The sequence below is a fragment of the Burkholderia cepacia ATCC 25416 genome (assembly GCF_001411495.1).
Lineage (GTDB): Bacteria > Pseudomonadota > Gammaproteobacteria > Burkholderiales > Burkholderiaceae > Burkholderia > Burkholderia cepacia.
In genome coordinates this window covers 1,142,922-1,166,163 of the sequence record NZ_CP012982.1, presented here as the reverse complement: position 1 = coordinate 1,166,163, position 23,242 = coordinate 1,142,922, and the positions used below count along the sequence as shown (strand labels likewise).

The following is a 23,242-nucleotide window of genomic DNA, read 5'->3' as shown; positions in this document are numbered from 1 at the left end:
GCCGCAAGCCGTCCGGCTGGCGAGCCGGGCGGCCTGGCGGCGCGACGCGTTACTTCCACTGGTACAGCATGCCGGCGCCGATCACCTTCTGACCGCCGCTGAAACCGCCGTTGATCGACGCCTTCAGGTTCTCGGTAATGCGCGCCTGCATGTTGACCGCCATCGCCTTCTGGCCGAGGAAGGTCGACGTGCCCACACCCATCCCGAAGTTGGCGTCGCGATCGAGCTGCGGGATCGACGCCATCGCGCCGACGGCCGCGATACCCTGCTTCGCCATCTGGTCGGTCTGCTGCAGTTGCGAACCCAGCGAGTTGATCTGCGCCTGCTGGCCCGACAGTGCCGTCGACAGCGTCGTCTGCACCTGCGTCAACTGGTTCACGTTCACCGCGTCGGTGCCTTGCGTACCCGGCGCGACGTTCGTGATCTGGCGCTGCTGCTGGTCGTTGCCGACCGACACCACGTTCGAGCGACCGCCGTCGTTCGAATTCGCGCCGATCGCCACCGAGTTCGAACCCGCGGTGACGGTCGGGACGTCGGTGCCCTTGCCGTTCATGTCGGCCGCGATGCCGTTGTTGTTGGCGGCGCGCGTCGTGTTGTTGTTGATCGACGTCGACAGCTGGTTCAACTGATTGTTGATGTTGGTCACGCCGGTCGACAGCGAGGCCACGTTGCTGTTCGTCGTGCTCAGGCCGGTGGACAGCGAACCGATGCCCGTCGAGGTCGACGTCGACAGCGAGTTGACGTTGCTGTTCGTCGTGCTCAGGCCGGTCGACAGCGAGTTGATCGCGGTCGAGGTCGACGTGGACAGCGAGGCCACGTTGCTGTTCGTCGTGCTCAGGCCCGTCGACAGCGAGTTGATGCCGGTCGACAGCGATGCGACGTTCGATGCGGTGGACGTCGACAGCGCGTTGACCGCGTTGTTCGTCGCGTTGAGCTGGCTGCCGTTGATCGCGTCCGTGCTGCTGGCCGAGATCCGGCCGGCGGCGACGTTCGTGATCTGGCGTTCCTGGCCCGGTGCGCCGACGCTCACCACGCCGACCGGCGAGCTGCCCGCGAAGAAGTACGTGACGCCGCCGATCGTGGCGCTCGACGTGCCGACTGCGGCACCCGTGACCGAGTTCGCGCCGAGTGCGATCGAGTTTGCGACGTTCGCGGTGGCGTTCGAACCCAGGGCGAGCGCGTTGGCGGCGCTGGCCGTGGCGCTCGAGCCGTAGGCCTGCGCACCGACGGCGCTGGCCGTGGACTGGTTGCCCAGCGCGATCGTGTTGTCCGCGGTGGCCTGGTTCGAGCTGCCGAGGGCGAGTGCGCTGGCACCGGTTGCGGTGTTCGCGTTGCCGAGCGCCACTGCGCCGTTGCCGGTCGCCGTGTCGTTCGCGCCCAGTGCGACCGCGCCGGTGCCCGTCGCGATGCTCGGGTCGCCGATCGCGACTGCGCCGTCGCCGGTTGCCGTGTTGCCGGAGCCGATCGACACGGCCTTGCCGCCCGTGGCCGATGCGTTCTGGCCGATCGCGACCGCGCCCGCCGACTGCGCGTTCGAACCGTCGCCGACTGCCACGCTGCTCGCGCCTGCCGCGCTGGCGTTCACGCCGGCGGCGAGTGCGTTGGTGCCGGTGGCGCCCGTGTTGTCATAGTTGGCCTGCTGCGTGCCGTTGTCGTTGACGCTGTAGTAGTGCGTCTTCGCGGCGTTGATCGCGGTCGAGGTCGAAGTCGACAGCGAGCTGATCGAGCTGTTCGCCGAGGACAGGCCCGTCGAAGTCGAGGTCGACAGCGACGACACCGAGCTGTTCGTGCTGCTCAGGCCAGTGGACAGCGAACTGATGCCGGTCGAGGTCGACGTGGACAGGGAGGTGATCGAGCTGTTCGCCGAGGACAGGCCCGTCGAGGTCGAGGTCGACAGCGACGACACCGAGCTGTTCGTGCTGCTCAGGCCGGTGGACAACGAGGTGATGCCGGTCGAGGTCGACGTGGACAGCGAGGTGATCGAGCTGTTGGCCGACGAGAGGCCCGTCGACGTGGAAGTCGACAGCGAGGTGATCGAGCTGTTGGCCGAGGACAGGCCGGTCGAGGTCGAGGTCGACAGCGAATCGATCGAGCTGTTCGCCGAGGACAGGCCCGTCGAGGTCGAAGTCGACAGCGAATCGATCGAGCTAGTCGCGGACGACAAGCCCGTCGAGGTCGAGGTCGACAACGAGGTGATCGAGCTGTTAGCCGACGACAGACCCGTCGAGGTCGACGTGGACAATGACGTGATCGAGCTATTCGCCGAGGAGAGGCCGGTCGAGGTCGAAGTCGACAGCGACGTGATCGAGCTGTTGGCCGACGAGAGGCCCGTCGACGTGGAGGTCGACAGCGAGGTGACCGAGCTATTGGTCGACGAGAGGCCGGTCGACAGCGAGCCGATCGAGCTGGTGGCCGACGACAAGCCAGTCGAGGTCGACGTCGACAGCGAAGTGATCGAGCTGTTGGCCGACGAGAGGCCGGTCGACGTGGAGGACGACAGCGAGGTGACCGAGCTATTGGTCGACGAGAGGCCGGTCGACAGCGAGCCGATCGAACTGGTGGCCGACGACAAGCCGGTCGAGGTCGACGTCGACAGCGAAGTGATCGAGCTGTTGGCCGACGACAGGCCGGTCGACGTCGAGGTCGACAGCGAAGTGATCGAGCTGTTGGCCGACGAGAGGCCGGTCGAGGTCGAAGTGGACAGCGACGTGATCGAGCTGTTGGCCGACGAGAGGCCGGTCGAGGTCGAAGTGGACAGCGAGGTGATCGAGCTATTAGCCGACGACAAACCGGTCGACGTCGAGGTCGACAGCGAGGTGATCGAGCTGTTGGCCGACGACAGACCCGTCGAGGTCGAAGTCGACAGCGAAGTGATCGAGCTGTTAGCCGACGAGAGGCCCGTCGAGGTCGAAGTCGACAACGACGTGATCGAGCTGTTAGCCGACGAGAGGCCCGTCGAGGTCGAGGTCGACAGCGAATCGATCGAGCTATTCGCGGACGACAGACCGGTCGAGGTCGAGGTCGAGAGCGAAGTGATCGAGCTGTTAGCCGACGACAGACCCGTCGAGGTCGAGGTCGACAGCGACGTGATCGAGCTATTCGCCGACGAGAGGCCGGTCGAGGTCGAGGTCGAGAGCGAAGTGATCGAGCTGTTGGCCGACGACAGGCCGGTCGAGGTCGACGTCGACAGCGAGGTGATCGAGCTATTAGCCGACGACAAACCGGTCGACGTCGAGGTCGAGAGCGAGGTGATCGAGCTGTTGGCCGATGAGAGGCCGGTCGAGGTCGAGGTCGACAGCGAATCGATCGAGCTATTCGCGGACGACAGACCGGTCGAGGTCGAGGTCGACAACGAAGTGATCGAGCTGTTAGCCGACGACAGACCCGTCGAGGTCGAGGTCGACAGCGACGTGATCGAGCTGTTGGCCGACGACAGGCCCGTCGAGGTCGAAGTCGACAACGAAGTGATCGAGCTGTTGGCCGACGAGAGGCCGGTCGAGGTCGACGTCGACAGCGAGGTGATCGAGCTGTTAGCCGAGGACAGACCCGTCGAGGTCGAAGTCGACAGCGAAGTGATCGAGCTGTTAGCCGACGACAAACCGGTCGAGGTCGAAGTCGACAGCGACGTGATCGAGCTATTCGCGGACGACAGACCGGTCGAGGTCGAGGTCGACAGCGAAGTGATCGAGCTGTTAGCCGACGACAGGCCGGTCGAGGTCGAAGTCGACAGCGAGGTGATCGAGCTATTAGCCGACGACAAACCGGTCGACGTCGAGGTCGAGAGCGAGGTGATCGAGCTGTTGGCCGATGAGAGGCCGGTCGAGGTCGAGGTCGACAGCGAATCGATCGAGCTATTCGCGGACGACAGACCGGTCGAGGTCGAGGTCGACAACGAAGTGATCGAGCTGTTAGCCGACGACAGACCCGTCGAGGTCGAGGTCGACAGCGACGTGATCGAGCTGTTGGCCGACGACAGGCCCGTCGAGGTCGAAGTCGACAACGAAGTGATCGAGCTGTTGGCCGACGAGAGGCCGGTCGAGGTCGACGTCGACAGCGAGGTGATCGAGCTGTTAGCCGAGGACAGACCCGTCGAGGTCGAAGTCGACAGCGAAGTGATCGAGCTGTTAGCCGACGACAAACCGGTCGAGGTCGAAGTCGACAGCGACGTGATCGAGCTATTCGCGGACGACAGACCGGTCGAGGTCGAGGTCGACAGCGAAGTGATCGAGCTGTTAGCCGACGACAGACCGGTCGAGGTCGAGGTCGACAGCGAAGTGATCGAGCTGTTAGCCGACGACAGACCCGTCGAGGTCGAGGTCGACAGCGACGTGATCGAGCTGTTGGCCGACGACAGGCCCGTCGAGGTCGAAGTCGACAACGAAGTGATCGAGCTGTTGGCCGACGAGAGGCCGGTCGAGGTCGACGTCGACAGCGAGGTGATCGAGCTGTTAGCCGAGGACAGACCCGTCGAGGTCGAAGTCGACAGCGAAGTGATCGAGCTGTTAGCCGACGACAAACCGGTCGAGGTCGAAGTCGACAGGGACGTGATCGAGCTGTTAGCCGACGACAGACCCGTCGAGGTCGAAGTCGACAACGACGTGATCGAGCTGTTGGCCGACGACAAGCCCGTCGAGGTCGAGGTCGACAGCGACGTGATCGAGCTGTTAGCCGACGACAGACCCGTCGAGGTCGAGGTCGACAGCGACGTGATCGAGCTGTTAGCCGACGACAGACCCGTCGAGGTCGAGGTCGACAGCGACGTGATCGAGCTGTTAGCCGACGACAGACCCGTCGACGTGGAAGTCGACAGCGAGGTGATCGAGCTGTTGGCCGACGACAGACCGGTCGACGTCGAAGTCGACAGCGACGAAATGGCACTGGTCGCGGTACCGACCTGTTGGGCGACGGAATAAAGCTGGCTACCGTTGATCGCGTCGGTACTGGTCGACGTTACCTGGCCGGCGGCGACATTGGTGATTTGCCGCTCGTTGTTGGCGCTGCCGACGCTAACGGTGCCAACCGGCTTGGTGCCTGCGAATCCGCCGAACGTGACGCCGCCGACGGTTGCGCTGCTCGTGTCGACGGGCGCGGTGTCGGCCTTCGAGCCGGCGCCCAGCGCGACGGAATTGTTCGTGCTGGCGATGGCGCCGCTGCCGATGGCGACGGCGTCGGTGCCCGTCGCGGTGCTGTCGGCGCCGGTCGAGTTCGCGTGGAAGTACTTGATGCCCTGGCTGTTGATGCTGTCGATTGCCGAGCCGACGCTGTTGGCGGTCGACGTCGTGCCGTTCGCGTTGTACGTGGTGTACGACGGGGCCGAGACCTTGCCGGTTGTCGGGTCATACGTCGAGCCACCGCCAAGTGCCGAGGCCGTGCTGCTACCGAGGTTGTCTGTCTTCGTCGAGACCGTGCTCAAGCCGGTGGACAGCGAGCCGATCGAGCTGTTGGCCGACGAGAGGCCGGTCGAGGTCGACGTCGACAGCGAAGTGATCGAGCTGTTGGTCGACGAGAGACCGGTCGAGAGCGAGCCGATCGAACTGGTGGCCGACGACAAGCCAGTCGAGGTCGAAGTCGACAGGGACGTGATCGAGCTATTAGCCGACGACAGGCCGGTCGACGTGGAGGACGACAGCGAGGTGACCGAGCTATTGGTCGACGAGAGGCCGGTCGAGAGCGAGCCGATCGAGCTGGTGGCCGACGACAGACCGGTCGAGGTCGACGTCGACAGGGACGTGATCGAGCTATTAGCCGACGAGAGGCCAGTCGACGTGGAGGACGACAGCGAAGTGACCGAGCTGTTCGTCGACGAGAGGCCGGTGGACAGCGAGCCGATCGAGCTGTTGGCCGACGACAAGCCAGTCGAGGTCGAAGTCGACAGGGACGTGATCGAGCTATTAGCCGACGACAGACCCGTCGACGTGGAGGACGACAGCGAGGTGACCGAGCTGTTCGTCGACGAGAGGCCGGTGGACAGCGAGCCGATCGAACTGGTGGCCGACGACAAGCCAGTCGAGGTCGAAGTCGACAGGGACGTGATCGAGCTATTAGCCGACGACAGACCGGTCGACGTGGAGGACGACAGCGAAGTGACCGAGCTATTGGTCGACGAGAGGCCGGTCGAAAGCGAGCCGATCGAGCTGTTGGCCGACGACAGGCCGGTCGACGTGGAGGACGACAGCGAAGTGACCGAGCTATTGGTCGACGAGAGGCCGGTCGAAAGCGAGCCGATCGAGCTGTTGGCCGACGACAGGCCGGTCGACGTGGAGGACGACAGCGAAGTGACCGAGCTCTTGGTCGACGAGAGACCGGTCGACAGCGAACCGATCGAGCTGTTGGCCGACGAGAGACCCGTCGACGTGGAGGACGACAGCGACGTGACCGAGCTATTGGTCGACGAGAGACCGGTCGACAGCGAGCCGATCGAGCTGTTGGCCGACGACAGACCCGTCGACGTGGAGGTCGAGAGCGACGTGATCGAGCTATTCGCCGACGACAGGCCGGTCGAAGCCGACGTCGACAGGCTCGTGATGCTCGACGTCGTCGTGCTCGCGACCGAGTAGAGCTGGCTACCGTTGATCGCATCGGTGCTGGTCGACGTGACGAGACCCGCTGCGACGTTCTGGATGCGACGCTCGTTGCCCGCCGTACCCACGCTGACGACGCCGTTGGCGGCGCTTGCGCCTGCAAAGTTACCGAACGTCTGGCCACCGATCGTGGCGGAGTTGACCGAACCGGTGCCGCCCGTCGCCGTGTCCGCCGCACCAATCGTCGCCGAGTTGTTGCCAAGGGCGACGGAGTTTGCAACGTTGGCCGTCGACAGGTAGCCGAGCGCCATCGCGTTGCCGGCGGAAGCGGTCGATTGATAGCCCATGGCGACCGCATTGCCGTTGCCGCTGGCCGTCGCAAACGAGCCGATCGAAATGTTGCCGGCTTGAGAAGCATTGGATTGCTGGCCGATTGCAACGCTCTGGAGCGCACTCGCAGTGGCCACGCCCAGCGCAACGCTGCCGCCGCCGGCAGCGCTGGCGTTGACGCCGATCGCGGTTGCATAGTTCGCCGTCGCGGAACTCCCGTTCCCGAAAGCGGAGGCAGGCGCCGAAGTCCCGCCCGCATACGACGAGGCACCGATTGCGCTCGAACCCGCATAGGTCGCCTTGGCGCCGCTGCCGATACCGACCGAACCCGTCCCCGTCACGCTGTTGCCACTGCCCAGCGCAACCGCACCGGTGCCGTTCGCCGAGTTGCCGTTGCCGAGCGCGACCGCGCCCGTGCCGTTCGCCGAGTTGCTGGTGCCGAGCGCGACCGCGCCGTCGCCGCTGGCCGTTTGCGCGCGGCCGATTGCCACCGCGCCGCCGTTCGCGCTACCACTGTTGGCCGTCGTACCCGACGAACCGATCGCGACGTTCTGGCCGGTTGCGCCGGAGACGATGCCGTCGCCCTGAGCGATGCCGTACGCGCCGTTGACGGTCGCGCCGCGGCCGAGTGCGATCCCCGACGTGGCGGCCGATGCGACGGATGACTGGCCGCCGACCGCGATGCTGTCCGAAGCGGCCGACTGCGCGCCCTTCGTTGCGTTGCTGCCGATTGCGATCGAGCCCGCACCCGATGCGATGGTCGAGTTTGCCTGCGACAGCGGCGTCGTACCGTTGCCGCCCGCGCCGCCGATTGCGACGGAGTTCAGCGCGGCTGCCGTCGAGCCGAAGCCGAGGGCGGTCGCGCCGATGCCGCTGGCGGTCGTTTCAAGGCCGGTTGCCACACCCCACAAGGCGGCAGATGACTGGATGCCCATGGCGACGGCGCCGTTGCCGTTTGCTTGTGCGAACGCGCCATAGACCGTGACACCCGTGAAACCGTTGCCGTTGGAGTTACACCCGGCCACGACCGAGTACGTACCGGAGCCGTCGCCGGCCTGGTTTTGCGTGCCCCCCGGGTTCACGCGGCCGACCGCGCCGTTGCTTCCCGTAAGGCAGGTCTGCTGTGTGTTGATCGTATTGGCCTCGGCGAGTCCGGGCAGGCTGATCACCAGGGCCGCGACGGCTGCGACCATGACAGCCGACTTGTTCGGCTTGCCCCGTGCCGAATCGTGTTCGGATGCAGCGACCCAGGCGCCGAGGGCTTCGTTCCAGATCGAGCGGTATGTGCGGTTCATGTCCTGCTACCTCCAAATGTGCACGCCACACACCGGTCTCTTTTGTTAGAGGAATGCTCCGTGCGCTCGCGCGAATCTCAAAATTGATGGGCGGAGTTTATTGGAGGAGGATTTTTCAGATTGCTAAAAAGTGATAAATATCGAGTTTGAAAAGTTAAAGGATGGTTAATAAGCCGTGTTTTGATGCGTCAATGAGGAATGAATTTGTAAGATGTAAGAATGAAAAATGTAGGATCGCGATCCCTCGGTGCGTATCTCATTTTATCTATAAAAATCAATGAGTTATGTTTGTTTTGTGCGGTAGGTTACAGATGCTTTGGGAGCAAAAGTAAGGAAAGTGAAATAGCAAACGTTTGCGAGCGAGGCATTCCTTTCTAATCTGTAATGTTTGGCGGCGTGTTTTGCGATAATGGGATATCCACCTCGTTAATTTGTTAATTCGAGATTTGGTTTTCGATTTCTTATTGATTTACTGGATTATCTTTAAATCAATTTAATTAAAAATTAAGAATGTCGGGCTGTGCTGATATGCGCATTTCGTTCGCTGCGATGGCCCGTGTGACGGGCGTTCCGGGCGGGATGGCGCGTCGAATTTGTAAAAAAGTGCTACAGGGCGATGGTCAGGGCCGTCGTCATTCGTATTTCGAATTTGTCCTATTGACTATTTCGTTGATGTTGACATTCGTGTGGGGTTTGACGACGAGGCGAGCCCGTCCGGGAGGCATTACCCGCTACCGGTTTGCGCGCGCTGGCGCCAGGTTGTTAAAGCCGCTGGCCGACGCCCCTGAATTGTCAAATCCTGGGTGTGACAATTTGTCCGCGCGCCTCGAAGCGCCGAAGAAAAAACGGCGTGAGCGAATGTGTCGAGGGCGCCACATCTGGCAGGTGGATGCAGGCCGGTGAGGTTTCACACCGCATGCGATGTGGCGATGTGGCGGCGTCGAGCGGGCGGCGGGCCGGGCAGCCCGAGCGATGCGGCTCGCCATGCAAAGTGTGACGAACGCGCATCGAGGTGTGAACGGGACGCGGGGCATGGAGCAGAACGGATACGTCGATCACAGCGTATTGCGCTGCTGCGCGCCCGGATGCGGACGATGCGATTGCCACCGGCCGGCTCCGGCCGGCATGCAGCCGGCCCGGACGTGATGATGGCCGAGGCCCGGTTGCCAGGATGCTCGACCGGGCAACCGGGCCCTTGCCCGGAGCGGTTGCCTTACTTCTTGAGAAACCGCAGCGCGAGCCGTGCCATACGCGGCACGAACAACGGGCGCAGCAGGCGCTTGTCGTAACCGGCCATCCGCCGATCGTTCTCGGCGAGACACAGTTCGATCAGCTCGCGCGGCTTGAGCGCTTCGCCGATGTCGGCGGTGTTCGTCGCCGGGAAGTTCGCGTCGCGCGCGACGCCGTCGGCGTCGATCCCGCGCGCGATGCCGATGCGCTCGCGGATCAAATGCACCCACACGGCCGCGACCCGCGCGAAGAACCAGGGCCGGCGCCACCACGGCAGGCTGCGCCAGTACCACGCGTACCAGTTCACGAAGAACAGGATGTGGCGGCCTTCTTCCTGGATCACGGGCTCGAAGGTGTCGACGAGTTCGGGCGGGAAATAACCGGAGCGCTGCGCGGAACGGAACAGGCCGAACGCGAAGAAGCTGTCGATGCATTCGCTGAAGCCCGTGACCATCCACGACCACTCGGGATCCTTCGGCGCCGGATAGGGTGGCTCGGGGGCGAGCCGGATGCCGTATGCCTCGACGAGCTTCGACAGCACGACCTTGTGGCGCGCTTCCTCGCCGCCGTCCATCTCGAGCGCGCGGTGCAGCAGCGGATCGCCGACCGTCGCCGCATAGGTCGCGACGCGGATCGATGCACGACCTTCGGTTTGCACCGCGATGTCCCAGATCGGCAGCGACGTGAGCCGCTTGAGCTCGGCGGGCTTGAGCGCCGGCCAGTCGATGACCGCCGGCTTGTACGGGTTGTGTGTGTCGAGCAGCATGCGGCAGAACATCTGCATGTGCGCATCGGAACCGATCCGGACCGGACCTTGCCTCTCGAAGGTCCAGTTGCGCATTGCGTGATCTGCGGCTGCGTGCTGTTCCTGCAGCGTGTCACTCATGGCTATTGTTGTGCGATTACGGATCGAAAGATTCTTGCATAGCTTCCGTAATTGCGTATTTTCGAGCGGCCATGCGCACGCCGGCCAGGCGTGCGTCACGCGTGCGTGTCGACCCAGAGGCGGCCCCAGCGGGACGCGTAGGCAAGCGCGTGTTCTTCCTCGAAGAAGAAATCGATCGCGTCGAACGAGACGGAGCGCGGCGACGGGCCGCTGCTTGCCTTCGCGATCGTCAGGTTGGCGGCGAACAGCCCGTTCGGCAACCGGGCGGCAGCGGGGGCGACTTCGTAGCCCTTGTAGCGGATCGTACGGTTCATGGCGTGCGCGGAGAGAGTTCGGATGTTCAGCGTACGAAAACCCGCCGGCCGCGTGAACCAATCTTTCGGCCAATGCAAATCACGCGACGGGCCGAATCGTTATCGGCGCGGGGTACGGGGAAAGGGCAACCGGGGGCAGCGTCGGCGTGCACGGCGCGCGGCCGTTCGTCCGAATGTGCACCGCCCGCGCCGGCGAACGGGATCGTCCGGGCGCGGGCGGTGAAAGGCGGGGAAATTACTGGTTGGCGATCTTCAGCACAGGCGCGAGCGCATCGACCGACGCCGCATGCGAGGCCGCGCGATGCGACGCGAACGCGAGCGCGAACTCGGCCGCTTGCGTGCCGACCGTCTCGAGCTGGGCGACGACCTTCGGATCCGAGCAGCTGTCGGCGCTGTCGAAGCGCGTTTCGAGCGTGTTCACGGTCGCGCCGAACGGCGTCGGCCAGCCGCGCAGCGCATGCACGATCGAACGCAGCGACGTCAGCACGGTGCCCGCCGCCTGCCAGCCGTACGCGGTGACGATCAGGCCGACCGCGCGTCCGTCGAGATAGGGCCGATCGTCCGCACGCAGTTCCTCGAGCGTATCGAGCGCGTTCTTCACGAGGCCGGAGACGCCGCCGTGATAGCCGGGCGTCGCGATGATGATCGCGTCGGCCTGGCGCACGGCGTCGATCAGTTCGCGCTGCGCGTCGGTCAGCGTTTTGTGTTCGGGGGCGTAGTGCGGCAGCGTATGCAGGAACGGGCCGTCGAACAGGCGCGTGCGTGCGCCGGCTGCCTGCGCGCCGCGCAACGCGAACGACAGCGCGCGTTCGGTCGACGACGCTGCCCGGGTGGTACCGCCAATGCCGACGACGAACGGGCGGCGGTGTTGATCGAATGCAGTCAAGGGGCGCTCCTTGGGGATGGCTTGCCCGGCTAAGCACAGGCTTAAAAACCAGATGGTAACGACCCCGCCGCCACTCTGAAAACGACTTTTCGTTCTATCGATATGCCGGGAGGCACGGGCAATCGTGCGCGCGGCCGCACGGATCGATAGCAGAAATGCTTGGTTGGGCTGGCCGGCCGCGGTCGATAAGATGGGCCCGTCTCCTCCATGATGTCTCTACTGACATGGGTTGGCCCCGCCGCGCGGATGCAGGCGGGGCTTTTTTTTGGTCCCGGTCAGGAAAAGGGGTGCGATGCACCGGGCCGTGGCCCGTCAGTCGAACACCGGCCGGAAGAAGCTGCGCTCGTAGCTGACGATGCAGCGCGTTTCCTCGGCGTAGTGGAACGCGGCCTGGCAGGCCGGATCGTCCATCGAGCGTTCGCGGTAGCGCTCGTATTCGGCGAGGCTCGGGAACGAGAACATCGCGAGCGCAATGTTGTTTGCCCCTTCGGACGGCAGGAAGTAGCCGTGATGCGTGCCGCCGAACTGCTCGACGAGCGGAATCCACATCTTGCCGTAGGTTTCGAACTGGTCGAGCTTGTACGGATCGATGACGTAGCGAAGGAAGCAGGTGATCATGGGCGCGCCTGGAGCGGAAAGGATCCGGCGAGTGTGGATGGCGCTGCAGCATGTGTCAACGGCGCGCGCCGGCGATCGACGCCGTCGCGCTCGATGCATTGCTTGCGTGCGCAACGATCGGTGTGCCGTCATGCGTTCGCAATGACGCACGCGACGCCGCGGCGTGCACCGTCGCGACCGTTTCTCCCGCACGCACGTCCCCAAACTTTTACGACATTTTTTCTTGCGGGGGCCATCGGCGCGCTCATAGACTTCGGGCATCCCAACCACGGAGCATGGCAATGTCGATACCCTGGAACGCGATCGCCGGACACACGCCTGCCGCGCCGCCTTCCGCGTGCGCCGACCGGGTGATCGTGCGGCGTTTCGATCCGGCCTTCGACAGCTATGCCCAACTCACGCCGATGCTGCATCGCGCGTTCGCGCGGCTCGGCGCGATGGGGCTCAACTGTACGTGTGTCGACCAGGATGAGGCCGTCACGCGCCGTCGCGCGGAAGCGGGCGAGTGCTACGTCGCCGTGTGCGGCGGGCGCGTGATCGGCACGGCCACGCTGTATGCGACCGATCCGTCGTCGGCCTGCCCGCTGTACCGGCGCGAAGGCGTCGCGAGCGTGCGGCAGGTGGCGGTGGACCCGGATTGCCAGAGCCGCGGGATCGGCGCGTTGCTGCTGTCGTTCGCCGAGCGGTGGGCCGCGTTGCGCGGCTACACGCTGCTCGCGCTTGACACGCCGCATCCCGCTTCGCACCTGCTCGCGTTCTACGGCTCGCAGGGTTTCGACGTCGTCGACGTGATGCGCTTCGACGGCAAGCGCTACGACAGCGCGATCCTCTGCAAGCGGCCCGTCGCGCATGTCGTGCGCCGGGTGTCGTCGGCATCGCCGGCGTCGCGAATGGCCGCGCGCATGGCGGCCGTGCGGCGTGTTGCTCATGCGTTGCCGTCGCGCGTGGCCGCGGTGGTCCGGCGCGATCGGTACGTGCGGCGTGGCCCAGGCTGGGCGGCGCGACGCGCGGCCGGTGCCGCGAGTTGCCGCTCGTCGCCGTGGCGCCCGCGCCAGCACGGGCGCTACACCTTCGGCTGAACGCCGTGCTCCGGTTCCTGCTCCTGTTTTGCCGCGTAAACGCCGGATGAGCGGAGTGTGGCGCTCCCGCTCGTGTACGGCCCTCGAGACACCCCCGCCGCGCCGCGGCGAAACGGACGTTTACGCGCTTTTTATGTCCTGACGCGCACCTTCATGAGATGGCCGCACCGATCCGCACGTTGGTGGCCGGATCGGACAGGTTCTTCACTTGCGCGACGAGATTGCGTTCGGCGGCGGGCCGCACCTGCATCAACCCGCGTGCGCCGGCGCACACTGGCTGCGCGGCGATCGAAGCCCGGCTCGGCCGCACCATATCACTCGTCGCGGCCGCTCGACTCGCCGCCGCCTTTCGCGAGGCGCCACGCGATCGTGCCGAGCACGCCGACCGCGACGACCAGCGCGCCCCACAGCACGTAGCGGCGCGGTGCGTCCGTGTCGGCGGCCGGCGCCGGCGTGACCGCCGATACCGGCAACGCCGCGCCGACGCGCGCGGGCCGCACTTCGGGGGCCATGCCGACCAGCAGCGCGTCACGGCCGACGGCCGACGATACGAGCGACGCATCGCCGACGCCGAGCGTAAACGGCGGTGCGCCGCGCGCCACGAAAGTCAGCGCGGCCGGATGCCAGCCGATCACGACGGCCGGCTGGCCGCTGCCGAATCCGCCGTTGCGCATGTCGACGACGATTCGCCACGCGCGATCCGTATTCGCCGCGAACTCGAGCGGCGGATTGCGCTGCTCGCCGGCCTTGCCCTGCAGCCGGAACAGCACGGCGCCCGCGACGTCGCGCCACGGCGCCTGCGCGTCCGCGCGGCTCTGCAGCGTCGCGCGCGCGACGGTATTCGGTTGCGGCAGGTCGATGCGCACGCGGTCGACCGGATACGCGCCGTCGGTGTCGAACAGGTACTCGCCGGGCGTGCCGCCGGCCCGCACGCGCACGGCGTCGCGCCATTGGCGCGGCACGGATGCCGTGTCGGTTCCGCGCGCATCGCGCGGGTGCGTCTCGACGTCGATCGACGCGATCGCGGGCGCGCCGTCGAGCCAGTCGAGCCGCAGGTAGCGCGGCGCCGCGCCTTCGAGTGCGATGCGTTCCTGCACGAGCATGTCGACGCCGTGGCCGACTTTCAGCAACTGCGTGCTGCCGAGCGAGCGCCAGCTGCGCAGGTCGTCGCTGGCTTCGACGGCGACACGCCCCTGGTAGCTGTCGTCGCCCACGTGTACGAGCAGCGCGTCGATGTCGCCGTCCGCATGCGACAGGTCGACGAGATCCGCGCCGTGCTTTGCGCGTGCCGGTGCGGCGACGCCCGCGCGCAGCGCGCCGTCCGGGCCGACCGTCACGCCGAGCGGCGCGCTGCCGTTGTCGGCGCGGGCGGGCGGCAGCGGGAACCAGTGCACCGGCGTGCGCGCCGGCGGTACGGCGGGCGCGGCAGCCGCGGGCGCGTCGAGCGAATACGGCACCGGCTCGCCCGCGCCGTTGAAGATGCGCACGTCGCCGAGATCGTCGCGCCGGCTCGCCGCATAAACAGGCTGCGGCACGGTGAGCTGGTAATACGCGGCGGTGCCGTCGAGGTCGAGCGAGAAGCGCTGCGCGGGCGGGCCGTCGGCCGCCGCGAACGACGCGAGCAGGCTCAGCCCGAGCAGCGCGGCGAGTCGTTTCATTGCAGGCCGTCCTGTTGCGCGGCGGCCTTCGGCGGCAGCGGCGAGAAATAGCCGATCAACAGCAGCAGCACGCCGATGCCGATGAACGACACGATCCGCTCGATGCCGGTCACGTGCGACAGGTCGAACAGGAACAGCTTGACGACCGTGAGCGCGAGCAATGCGGCGCCGACGAACCACAGCGGTCGCAGCCCGCGGCGCGTGGCCCAGATCGTGATCGCGAGCGCACAGAGCGTCCAGTACACGGACACCGACGCCTGCACGAGCGTCGATTCCGCCATCGCGCCGAGTTTGTACGGCACGCCGGCCCAGTGATGCAGCGTGCGCAGCAGGATCGCGTTCAGCCACAGGAACGCGGTCGCCCCCGCCGCGCTCAGCAGCTCGACGCGATGGTTGCCGAACGACCAGCCGAGCTTGCGTGCGCGCACGAACCACGACGCGGCGAGCGCGTAGACGACCACGAGCACGAGATCGAGCGGGTTGAAGAGCGGCACGCGCGCCCAGCTTCCGCCGTCCTGCGTGAAGTTCGCGTAGAAGGTCCACGCCCACATCACGACGATGAGCGGCAGCGACGCGAGCGCGCACACGCGGGCGATGCCGTCGCGGCGCGTCAGCCACATCCCGGCGAACGCGAACAGGCTCCAGCCGACCATGAACACCTGCTGGATGCCGAACGACGACAGCACCGTGTCGATGTCGTAGGCCATGTGGAAGCGGTGATGCAGCGTGCGCAGCATCAGCGCGTTGAACCACAGGAACACGGTGGCGATCGCGGCGTAGTCGACGATGTGCGGATGCCATGCGATGCCGAGCGCGCGCAGGCGGCGCAGCCATACGGTGAACGCGACGAACACCAGGCACTGCGCGATGTCGAGCGGGTTGAGCAGCGGGAGCCAGAAGAGTGGCGCCGCGTTGCCGTCGCTGATCGCGCTGGCGATGCTCCACAGCCACAGCAGCGCGGCGAGCGGTGCCGCGCCCCACACCTGGTAAGCACGCGGGAACGCCGCGACGGGCCAGCGCAGACGCGAGTCGGGGCCCGACACCAGCAGGAGCAGCACACCGAAGCCGTAGGCCCACGCGCTCCAGCTCCATGCGCCTTCGGGCACGAACGCGCGCAGACGCCAGAAGCCTTCGAGTGACAGCAGCCCGCACAGGGTCCAGAACGTCAGCGTGTGCAGCGGCGCGATGATGCCTGCGGCGACGGCTTGCGCGAGGCCGGGTGCGGTGCCGGGCGTCGCGTCTTTTGCGGGATCGGCGCTCGCCGTGCCGCGCGACTGGCGCCACAGCAGTGCAAGGCCGGCGCCGACGGCGACAGGCCACGCGAACGCGCCCATCCCCGACAGCGGCGCTTCATGCGCATCGAACGCACGCAGCGCGAGCAGTGCCAGCACGGGCGTCAGCGCGAGCGCGGGCCATTCGGCGAGCGGCCACGCCAGCCGGCGGCGCGCGACATGCGCGAGCCACGCGGTGCCGGCCGCGAACAGCGCGGTCGAATCGACGACGAAGCGGTCGGCATGCAGGTCGACGTGACGGCTCGCGTAGACGAGGATCTCGTGCAGCCCGCCGCTTATCCACCACAGCAGTCCCCACGCGGCTGCCGCGGCGCCGATCTCGGGCATCCACGCACGCCACGCGCGCGCTTCCGCGCGTCCGTGCAGCCACCAGCCGGTGAACAGGCCGGCGAGCGCGATCAGCAGCATCGCGATGTAGGGGCTGTTGAGCACGGGCAGCGCGGTGGCGTCGGCCGGCCCGAGCAGGCTCGTGAAGAACGCGCCGGCCGCGGCGAGCTGCATCAGCAGCCCGAAGCCGAACCGCAGCATGCGCTTCTCGCGCACGCCGAGCCAGACGACGGCCGCGCCTTCGATCGCCCACGCGGCGCTGGTCGTCGGGCCGGAGAACGCGAGCGGCACGGCCAGCGTCGCGAAGATCACCGCGAGCGCGAGCGTGGATTCGAACAGCAGCGCGAGGCGGTCGCGGCGCCGCGCGAGCCATGCGGTGACGACGACGTAGAACGCCGACAGCGCGACGGCGCTCCACGCGAGCCCGAACGGCATGTCCTTCACGAGCGACGCCTGCAGCGCGGTCGCGACGATCGGCGTGCCGAACACGAGCGTGCCGTCGACGTAGTGCCGCAGCGCGAGCTCGCGCTTCACCGCATACAGCAATGCGATGCCGACGTACATCAGGAAGAACAGGATCAGGAACGGCTCGGTGCTCGCGAACAGCCCGGGGCGATAGGCCGTCACGCCCCACGCGGAGCCGATCGTGAACGTGAACGCGAAGCCGAGCAGGTTCAGCGGACGCCAGGCCTTGAACCACGCGATCGCGAAGATGCCTGCGTTCAGCAGCGCGTAGTAGCTGAACAGTGCGACGTGGTTGCCGTGCCCGGTCGACAGCAGCACCGGTGCGAGAAAGCCGCCCGCGGTGCCCATGAACGCGAGCGGCAGCGCGTTCTGCCGCACCGCGAGGAACGCGCTCAGCGCGCATACCGCGACCATCAGCGGAAACGCGGCGCCGACGGGCAGCAGCGCGTAAAGCTTGGTCGCGGCGAAGATCGTCAGGTACAGGATGCCGACGCCGCCGCCCTGCAGCACGAGCCCGTACGCCGCGCGGCGCGCACGCACGCGCCAGCCGATCGCGAGCAGCGCGGCCGCGGCGAGCGCGGTGCCCGCGAGGCGGAATTCGATCGGCAGCATGTTGTTGTCGGCCGCGTACTTGAGCAGGAACGCGACCCCGAAGAACAGCACGACGATCCCGACGCGCACGACCGTATTGCCGCCGAGCAGCCAGTCGCGCGCGGCGCGGAATGCACGCTCGACGATGTCGGGCTCGCGCGGTTTGGGCGGAGTGGGGGGAACCGACGGTGCGGGGGCCGGAGCGGCAGGCGTTTCACTCGCGTGGAGCGCGGCCGGTACCGGTACCGGCGCGGCGGCGCGAACCGGCGCCGGGGCCGGAGCAGGAGCAGGAGCAGGAGCAGGAGCAGGAGCAGGAGCAGGAGCAGGAGCAGGAGCAGGAGCAGGTGCCGATGTCGACGCCGGTGCGTCCGCGCGCGCGGCGGCCGGCTGGGCAGGCGGACGCGGCGGCAGCGTGGCCGAAGGCGGGACGGGGGCGGATGAGATCGCGGGCGGCGCCGCGGACACCGATGCGGTGCCGGCGGGCGTGTGCGCCGTCGCCGCGGTCGAGGTCGAGCCGGCCTTCGCGCCGGCCAGCTGACCGCGCAGCGACGCGACTTCGCGCGTCAGCGTCTCGACGGTGGCTTCGAGCCGCGCGACGCGATCGGCGAGCGGAACCGGCGGCTGGGCGGGCGGCGCCTGCATCGCGAACGTGTCGGGTGCCGCGCCTTTGCCCTTGCGCTTGCGCTGTTGCAGCGTGTGATCGAGACAGAACCCGATCGCGGCGCCGAGCACGGCGCCGTTGACGGCGGAGAAATCCCCGATCAATGCGGCAATCCCGCCCACGACGAAGCCGATTGCGGTAAAAGCCCAGTTCATCTCGCCTTGCTCCCTCTCTCGTATCGTTATCGGCCTGCGATCGGACCTATGCCGGTCGAGGCGGTGTCGGCATGGCCGGCAGGCGAACCGGCATGCACGGCTGAAGGCGGCCGCCGCATGGCGGCCTGCGTCGCAATCAGCCTGTTGGCGGGGAATGTATCACAGCGGCTGTCGGGGATTTTCCGGGTCGGCGCGGTATCGCGGCGTGCACCTTCCGGTGTCGTCGTGCGGCTTTTTGCACGGTCATGCTTTTTATCGGTGAATGCCGCGCGTGCATTTGTCAGGCTAGTTGGCCGCGGGATCGGACGCGGAATTGTCGTAAAGCGACGCGCGCCCGATGCGAATTCGCGCATAAAACGACGCGATATGCGCCACGCTGCCGCGCACAAGTCCGGCGCGTGATGCCCGCCGTTGCTGGCCGTGCGCGTATTGCGCCGCCGCAATCGCGTGCCGCCGCGCGCCGTGGCCCGCCGGGCGGGGCTGGAGGCCGTGTCGTATTTGCGCAAGCGTTTGTCGTAATTCGTCGGCAGGTCGGGGTTTTTTCTGGCAACTATGTAGGCACGCTATGACACACGTGAGTCCCCGCTACACGAGGAGAAGGTTTCGATGGATGCCCCCAAGGTCGTGGTCGAAGGTCTGTGCAAGGTGTTTGGTAGTAACCCGCAGCAGGCGCTCGACATGCTCGCCGCCGGCGCGACGAAGGATGACGTGCTGAAGCGCACCGGCCAGGTCGTCGGCGTGCACAACGTATCCTTCGATGTGCAGGAAGGCGAAATTTTCGTGCTGATGGGCCTGTCCGGCTCCGGCAAATCCACGCTGATCCGCCTCGTGAACCGGCTGGTCGATCCGAGCGCCGGCAAGGTGATGATCGACGGGCTCGACGTCGCGTCGGCGCGCCGCTCGGCGCTAACCGCGCTGCGCCGCAAGGACATGAGCATGGTGTTCCAGTCGTTCGCGCTGATGCCGCATCGCTCCGTGGTGTCGAACGCCGCGTTCGGCCTGGAAGTCGCGGGCGTCGGCAAGAAGGAACGCGAGCGCCGCGCGATGGAAGTGCTCGAGCAGGTCGGCCTTGCGCCGTTCTCGCACAAGCTGCCGTCCGAGCTGTCGGGCGGCATGCAGCAGCGCGTGGGCCTCGCCCGTGCGCTGGCCGTGAACCCGTCGCTGATGATCATGGACGAGGCGTTCTCTGCGCTCGATCCGCTCAAGCGCCGCGAAATGCAGGATGTGCTGCTGCAACTGCAGAAGGAACAGCGCCGCACGATCATGTTCGTGTCGCACGATCTGGAAGAGGCGTTGCGCATCGGCAACCGCATCGCGATCATGGAAGGCGGCCGGCTCGTGCAGGTCGGTACGCCGCAGGACATCATCGCGAACCCGGCCGACGACTACGTGCGCGCGTTCTTCGACGGCATCGACACCAGCCGCTACCTCACGGCCGGCGACCTGATGCAGACGGGCGCCGTGCCGATCGTGTCGAAGTGCGATGCCGCAAACGTCGCGGCCACGCTGAACGGCAGTGCCGACTATGCGTTCGTGCTCGACGCGCAACGCAAGATCCGCGGCTTCGTCACGCGCGATGCGATCGGTCAGGACACCCCGTCCGTGAGCCCGATCGAAAGCATCCGGCGCGATGCGTCGCTCGAACATGTCGTCGCGCGCGTGGTCGCGAGCCCGAATGCGCTGCCTGTCGTCGACGACGACGGCTGCTACTGCGGCTCGGTCGATCGTGCGCTCATCCTGAAGGCCATCACGCGTTCGCGAGGCTCCCATGTCTGAAATGATTCCGCTCGGTACCTGGGTCGACCAGTCCGTTCACTACCTGCTCGACCATGACGCCAAGACGTTCGACGCGATCGGTCAAGCGATCGAGGGGCTCGCGGCCTTCGTCGAGCATGGCCTGCAGGCGATCCCGATGTGGCTGATGATGGCGATCTTCATCGGCGTCGGGCTGTGGCGGGTGGGCTGGCGCTTCGCGCTGTTCACCACCGCGTCGCTGCTGCTGATTTTCGCGACCGGCTTCTGGGACCAGACCGTCATCACGCTCGGCCTCACGCTGTCGTCGACGATCATCAGCCTCGTGCTCGGCATCCCGCTCGGCATCTGGGCCGCGAAGAGCAAGTGGGTCGCCGCGATCGTGCGCCCGATCCTCGACCTGATGCAGACGATGCCCGCGTTCGTCTACCTGATTCCGGCCGCGATGCTGTTCGGTCTCGGCCGCGTGCCGGGGATCCTGTCGACGGTGATCTTCGCGATGCCGCCGGCGGTGCGCCTGACGAGCCTCGGTATCCGGCACGTGAACCGCGAGATCGTCGAAGCCGGCCAGGCCTTCGGCTGCACGCCGTGGCAGCTGCTGTACAAGGTGCAGTTCCCGAATGCGCTGCCGTCGATCATGCAGGGCGTGAACCAGACGATCATGATGGCGCTGTCGATGGTGATCATCGCGTCGATGGTCGGCGCGGGCGGCCTCGGCAACGACGTGCTCGCCAGTATCCAGCGCCTCGACATCGGCCTCGGTTTCGAAAGCGGCCTGTCGGTCGTGCTGCTCGCGATCATTCTCGACCGCATCACCGAAAGCTTCGGCCGCGCGCCGGGCACCGTGAAGGCGCCGCTGTTCTCGGGCCTCAAGCAGCTGTTTCGCGTGAAGGCCTCACCCGCACAGGCCTGACCTCCGGCGGCCGGAAGCCCCGGCCGCTTACCTTGACGATAGAAAACGACTTCCGCGGCTTCGGCCGCGGGGGTGGCCCCCTGCAACCTCCTCGCCAGGAGACCGATGTGACGTCCGCCGTCGCTGTCGCGCCCGCCGCCTGCGTTTCACCGGTTTCGTCCCTCGCCCATTTCGGCTTCCTGACGCTGCCGAACTTCTCGATGATCGCGTTCTCGAGCGCCGTCGAAGTGCTTCGGATGGCGAATTACGTCGGGCGGGCCGATCACTACCAGTGGTCAATCTACTCGCTCGACGGCAGCCCGGTGCATGCCAGCAACGGCATCGCGGTACGGCCGACGCAGGCGCTCGACTACACGAAGCTGCCCGACGTGATGATCGTATGCGGCGGCATCCGCATCCGCGACGTGGTCGACGAAGAGGCGCGCGATACGCTCGCGGCGCTTGCCGAACGCGGGCTGCCGCTCGGCGGCATCTGCACGGGCGCGTATGCGCTGATGTCGAGCGGGCTGCTCGACGGCTATCGCTGCACCGTGCACTGGGAGAACCTGTCGTCGCTGCATGCCGAGTTCCCGCAGGTCGGGTTCGCCGACGAACTGTTCGTCGTCGACCGCGACCGGCTGACCTGCACCGGCGGCACCGCGCCGCTCGACCTGATGCTGAACCTCGTCGGCATGCGGTTCGGCCAGCAACTGGCCGCGCAGGTATCCGAGCAGTTCATCCTGGAGCGCATCCGCAGCTCGACCGATACGCAGCCGATTCCGGTCGATGCGCGCGTCGGCTTCTCGCGCGCGGAGCTGATCGAGGTCGTGCGGCTGATGGAGGCGAACATCGAGGAGCCGCTGTCGCTCGAGGAACTCGCTCGGCTCGTGCGGCTGTCGCAGCGGCACCTGCAGCGGATGTTCAAGGTGTATTTGAACGTGTCGCCGACCCACTATTACCTGACGCTGCGCCTGAAACGCGCGCGCGACCTGCTGCGCACGACCGATGCGTCGATCGCACGCGTGACGACGGTCTGCGGTTTCCATTCGCCGTGCCATTTCAGCAAGGCCTACCGCGCGCAGTTCGGCCATGCGCCGAGCTACGAGCGCAGGCTGCCGGGGCGCTGACTGTCGAGAATCATCCAGTCCGCGACGTCGCCGGGATCGCGGCGCGCGGCTTCAATAAACGATCCCGCATTCAAGCAAACGACATCACTTTGAGGAGAAGCAAGATGAAGCGCCTATTGATCGCAGCGGTGTGCGGGATCGGGGTAACCGCGCCGATGTCGGCCGTTTATGCAGCCGATCCGCCCGTGTGCAAGAACGTGCGCTTCGCGGATGTCGGCTGGTCCGACATCGCGGCGACCACGGGCCTCGCCACGACGATGCTGCAGGGGCTCGGCTACAACCCGACGAAGACGATCGCGTCGGTGCCGATCACGTTCGCGGGGATCAAGAGCAAGCAGATCGACGTGTTCCTCGGCTACTGGTCGCCGACGATGGACCCGATCATCCAGCCGTTCACGAAGGCCGGCACGATCAAGGTGCTCTCCACGCCCAACCTGACCGGCGCGAAATACACGCTCGCGGTGCCCGACTACGTCTATCAGGGCGGCCTGAAGTCGTTCGCGGACATCCAGAAATACGCGGACAAGCTGAACGGCAAGATCTACGGGATCGAGCCGGGCAACGACGGCAACCTGCTGATCAAGAAGATGATCGACGGCAACCAGTTCGGCCTCGGCAAGTTCAAGATGGTCGAGTCGAGCGAGGCCGGGATGCTGGTCGAGGTGAATCGCGCGATCCGCGACAAGCAGTGGATCGTGTTCCTCGGCTGGGAGCCGCATCCGATGAACGTGCAGATGAAGATCGACTACCTGAGCGGCGGCGACGACGTGTTCGGCCCGAACTACGGCGAAGCGAAGGTGCTGACGGCGACGCCGCCCGACTACGCGCAGCGCTGCCCGAACGTCGCGAAGTTCGTGTCGAACCTGCAGTTCACGACGACGATCGAGAACCACGTGATGGTGCCGATCATGAACAAGGTAGAGCCGAACAAGGCGGCCGCCGAGTGGCTGAAGGCGAACCCGCAGGCGCTCGACAAGTGGCTCGCGGGCGTGACGACGCTCGACGGCAAGCCGGGCCTGCCGGCGGTGAAGGCGTATCTCGGCGTGCATTGAGCGACGCGGCCGGGCGTTCGCCCGGCCCGCAAGCGGCTTGACGGATTCGCGCCCCCGTTCCGGGAAGATTCCGGTAGCCGGGGGCGTCGGCATGCCTGTCCGGCGTGAGCA

13 protein-coding genes and 1 pseudogene are annotated in these 23,242 nt (G+C 66.5%); 5 read left to right on the top strand and 9 right to left on the bottom strand.

Translation table 11 applies throughout. The features are described from left to right. Positions 1-49: 49 nt before the first annotated feature. The 5 genes from APZ15_RS41105 to APZ15_RS22545 all read right to left on the bottom strand — a co-directional run bounded on the left by APZ15_RS41105 (position 50) and on the right by APZ15_RS22545 (position 12,080). A complete protein-coding gene (locus APZ15_RS41105; protein ID WP_099318710.1) occupies positions 50-8,146 on the bottom strand; it encodes an ESPR-type extended signal peptide-containing protein in 8,097 nt (2,698 codons plus the stop codon). Positions 8,147-9,359: 1,213 nt separating this feature from the next. After that, a complete protein-coding gene (locus APZ15_RS22560) occupies positions 9,360-10,262 on the bottom strand; it encodes a hypothetical protein (protein WP_027790595.1) in 903 nt (300 codons plus the stop codon). Between the two features lie 95 nt (positions 10,263-10,357). After that, entirely contained in the window at positions 10,358-10,576 is a 219-nt protein-coding gene (locus tag APZ15_RS22555) for a hypothetical protein (protein WP_021157097.1), read from the bottom strand. Between the two features lie 235 nt (positions 10,577-10,811). Then, a complete protein-coding gene (locus APZ15_RS22550) occupies positions 10,812-11,462 on the bottom strand; it encodes an NADPH-dependent FMN reductase (protein WP_027790596.1) in 651 nt (216 codons plus the stop codon). A gap of 312 nt (positions 11,463-11,774) precedes the next feature. Beyond that, positions 11,775-12,080, bottom strand: a complete 306-nt coding sequence (locus APZ15_RS22545; protein ID WP_027790597.1) for an NIPSNAP family protein — start codon at positions 12,078-12,080, stop codon at positions 11,775-11,777. Between the two features lie 281 nt (positions 12,081-12,361). On the opposite strand from APZ15_RS22545, the gene APZ15_RS22540 reads away from it, so the two are divergent. Then, positions 12,362-13,159 carry a GNAT family N-acetyltransferase gene (locus APZ15_RS22540; RefSeq protein ID WP_027790598.1) on the top strand — a complete coding sequence of 266 codons (798 nt, stop codon included), beginning with the start codon at positions 12,362-12,364 and terminating at the stop codon, positions 13,157-13,159. 151 nt (positions 13,160-13,310) lie between these two features. On the opposite strand, the gene APZ15_RS41100 is transcribed toward APZ15_RS22540, so the two are convergent. The 4 genes from APZ15_RS41100 to APZ15_RS41095 are packed head-to-tail and all read right to left on the bottom strand — an operon-like array spanning position 13,311 to position 18,814. Further along, positions 13,311-13,472, bottom strand: a complete 162-nt coding sequence (locus APZ15_RS41100) for a transglycosylase SLT domain-containing protein (protein ID WP_138143396.1) — start codon at positions 13,470-13,472, stop codon at positions 13,311-13,313. A gap of 1 nt (position 13,473) precedes the next feature. Next, on the bottom strand, positions 13,474-14,817 hold the full coding sequence (locus tag APZ15_RS22535; protein ID WP_027790599.1) for a DUF3999 domain-containing protein: 1,344 nt from the start codon (positions 14,815-14,817) through the stop codon (positions 13,474-13,476). Further along, on the bottom strand, positions 14,814-18,308 hold the full coding sequence (locus APZ15_RS22530; RefSeq protein WP_027790600.1) for a DUF2339 domain-containing protein: 3,495 nt from the start codon (positions 18,306-18,308) through the stop codon (positions 14,814-14,816). The genes APZ15_RS22535 and APZ15_RS22530 overlap by 4 nt, the downstream gene beginning before the upstream one ends. Before the next feature lie 26 nt (positions 18,309-18,334). After that, a complete protein-coding gene (locus APZ15_RS41095; protein WP_138143395.1) occupies positions 18,335-18,814 on the bottom strand; it encodes a hypothetical protein in 480 nt (159 codons plus the stop codon). On the opposite strand from APZ15_RS41095, the pseudogene APZ15_RS22525 reads away from it, so the two are divergent. From APZ15_RS22525 to APZ15_RS22510, 4 genes and pseudogenes are all read left to right on the top strand, one after another. Beyond that, positions 18,793-20,084, top strand: a pseudogene (locus tag APZ15_RS22525) (quaternary amine ABC transporter ATP-binding protein); the annotation flags it as partial. The gene APZ15_RS41095 and the pseudogene APZ15_RS22525 overlap by 22 nt on opposite strands. Further along, positions 20,077-20,973 carry a choline ABC transporter permease subunit gene (gene choW / locus APZ15_RS22520; RefSeq protein ID WP_021163994.1) on the top strand — a complete coding sequence of 299 codons (897 nt, stop codon included), beginning with the start codon at positions 20,077-20,079 and terminating at the stop codon, positions 20,971-20,973. The pseudogene APZ15_RS22525 and the gene choW, both read left to right, overlap by 8 nt. Before the next feature lie 107 nt (positions 20,974-21,080). Next, on the top strand, positions 21,081-22,079 hold the full coding sequence (locus tag APZ15_RS22515) for a GlxA family transcriptional regulator (protein WP_027790601.1): 999 nt from the start codon (positions 21,081-21,083) through the stop codon (positions 22,077-22,079). A gap of 104 nt (positions 22,080-22,183) precedes the next feature. Beyond that, a complete protein-coding gene (locus APZ15_RS22510) occupies positions 22,184-23,131 on the top strand; it encodes a choline ABC transporter substrate-binding protein (protein WP_027790602.1) in 948 nt (315 codons plus the stop codon). Positions 23,132-23,242 lie beyond the last annotated feature (111 nt).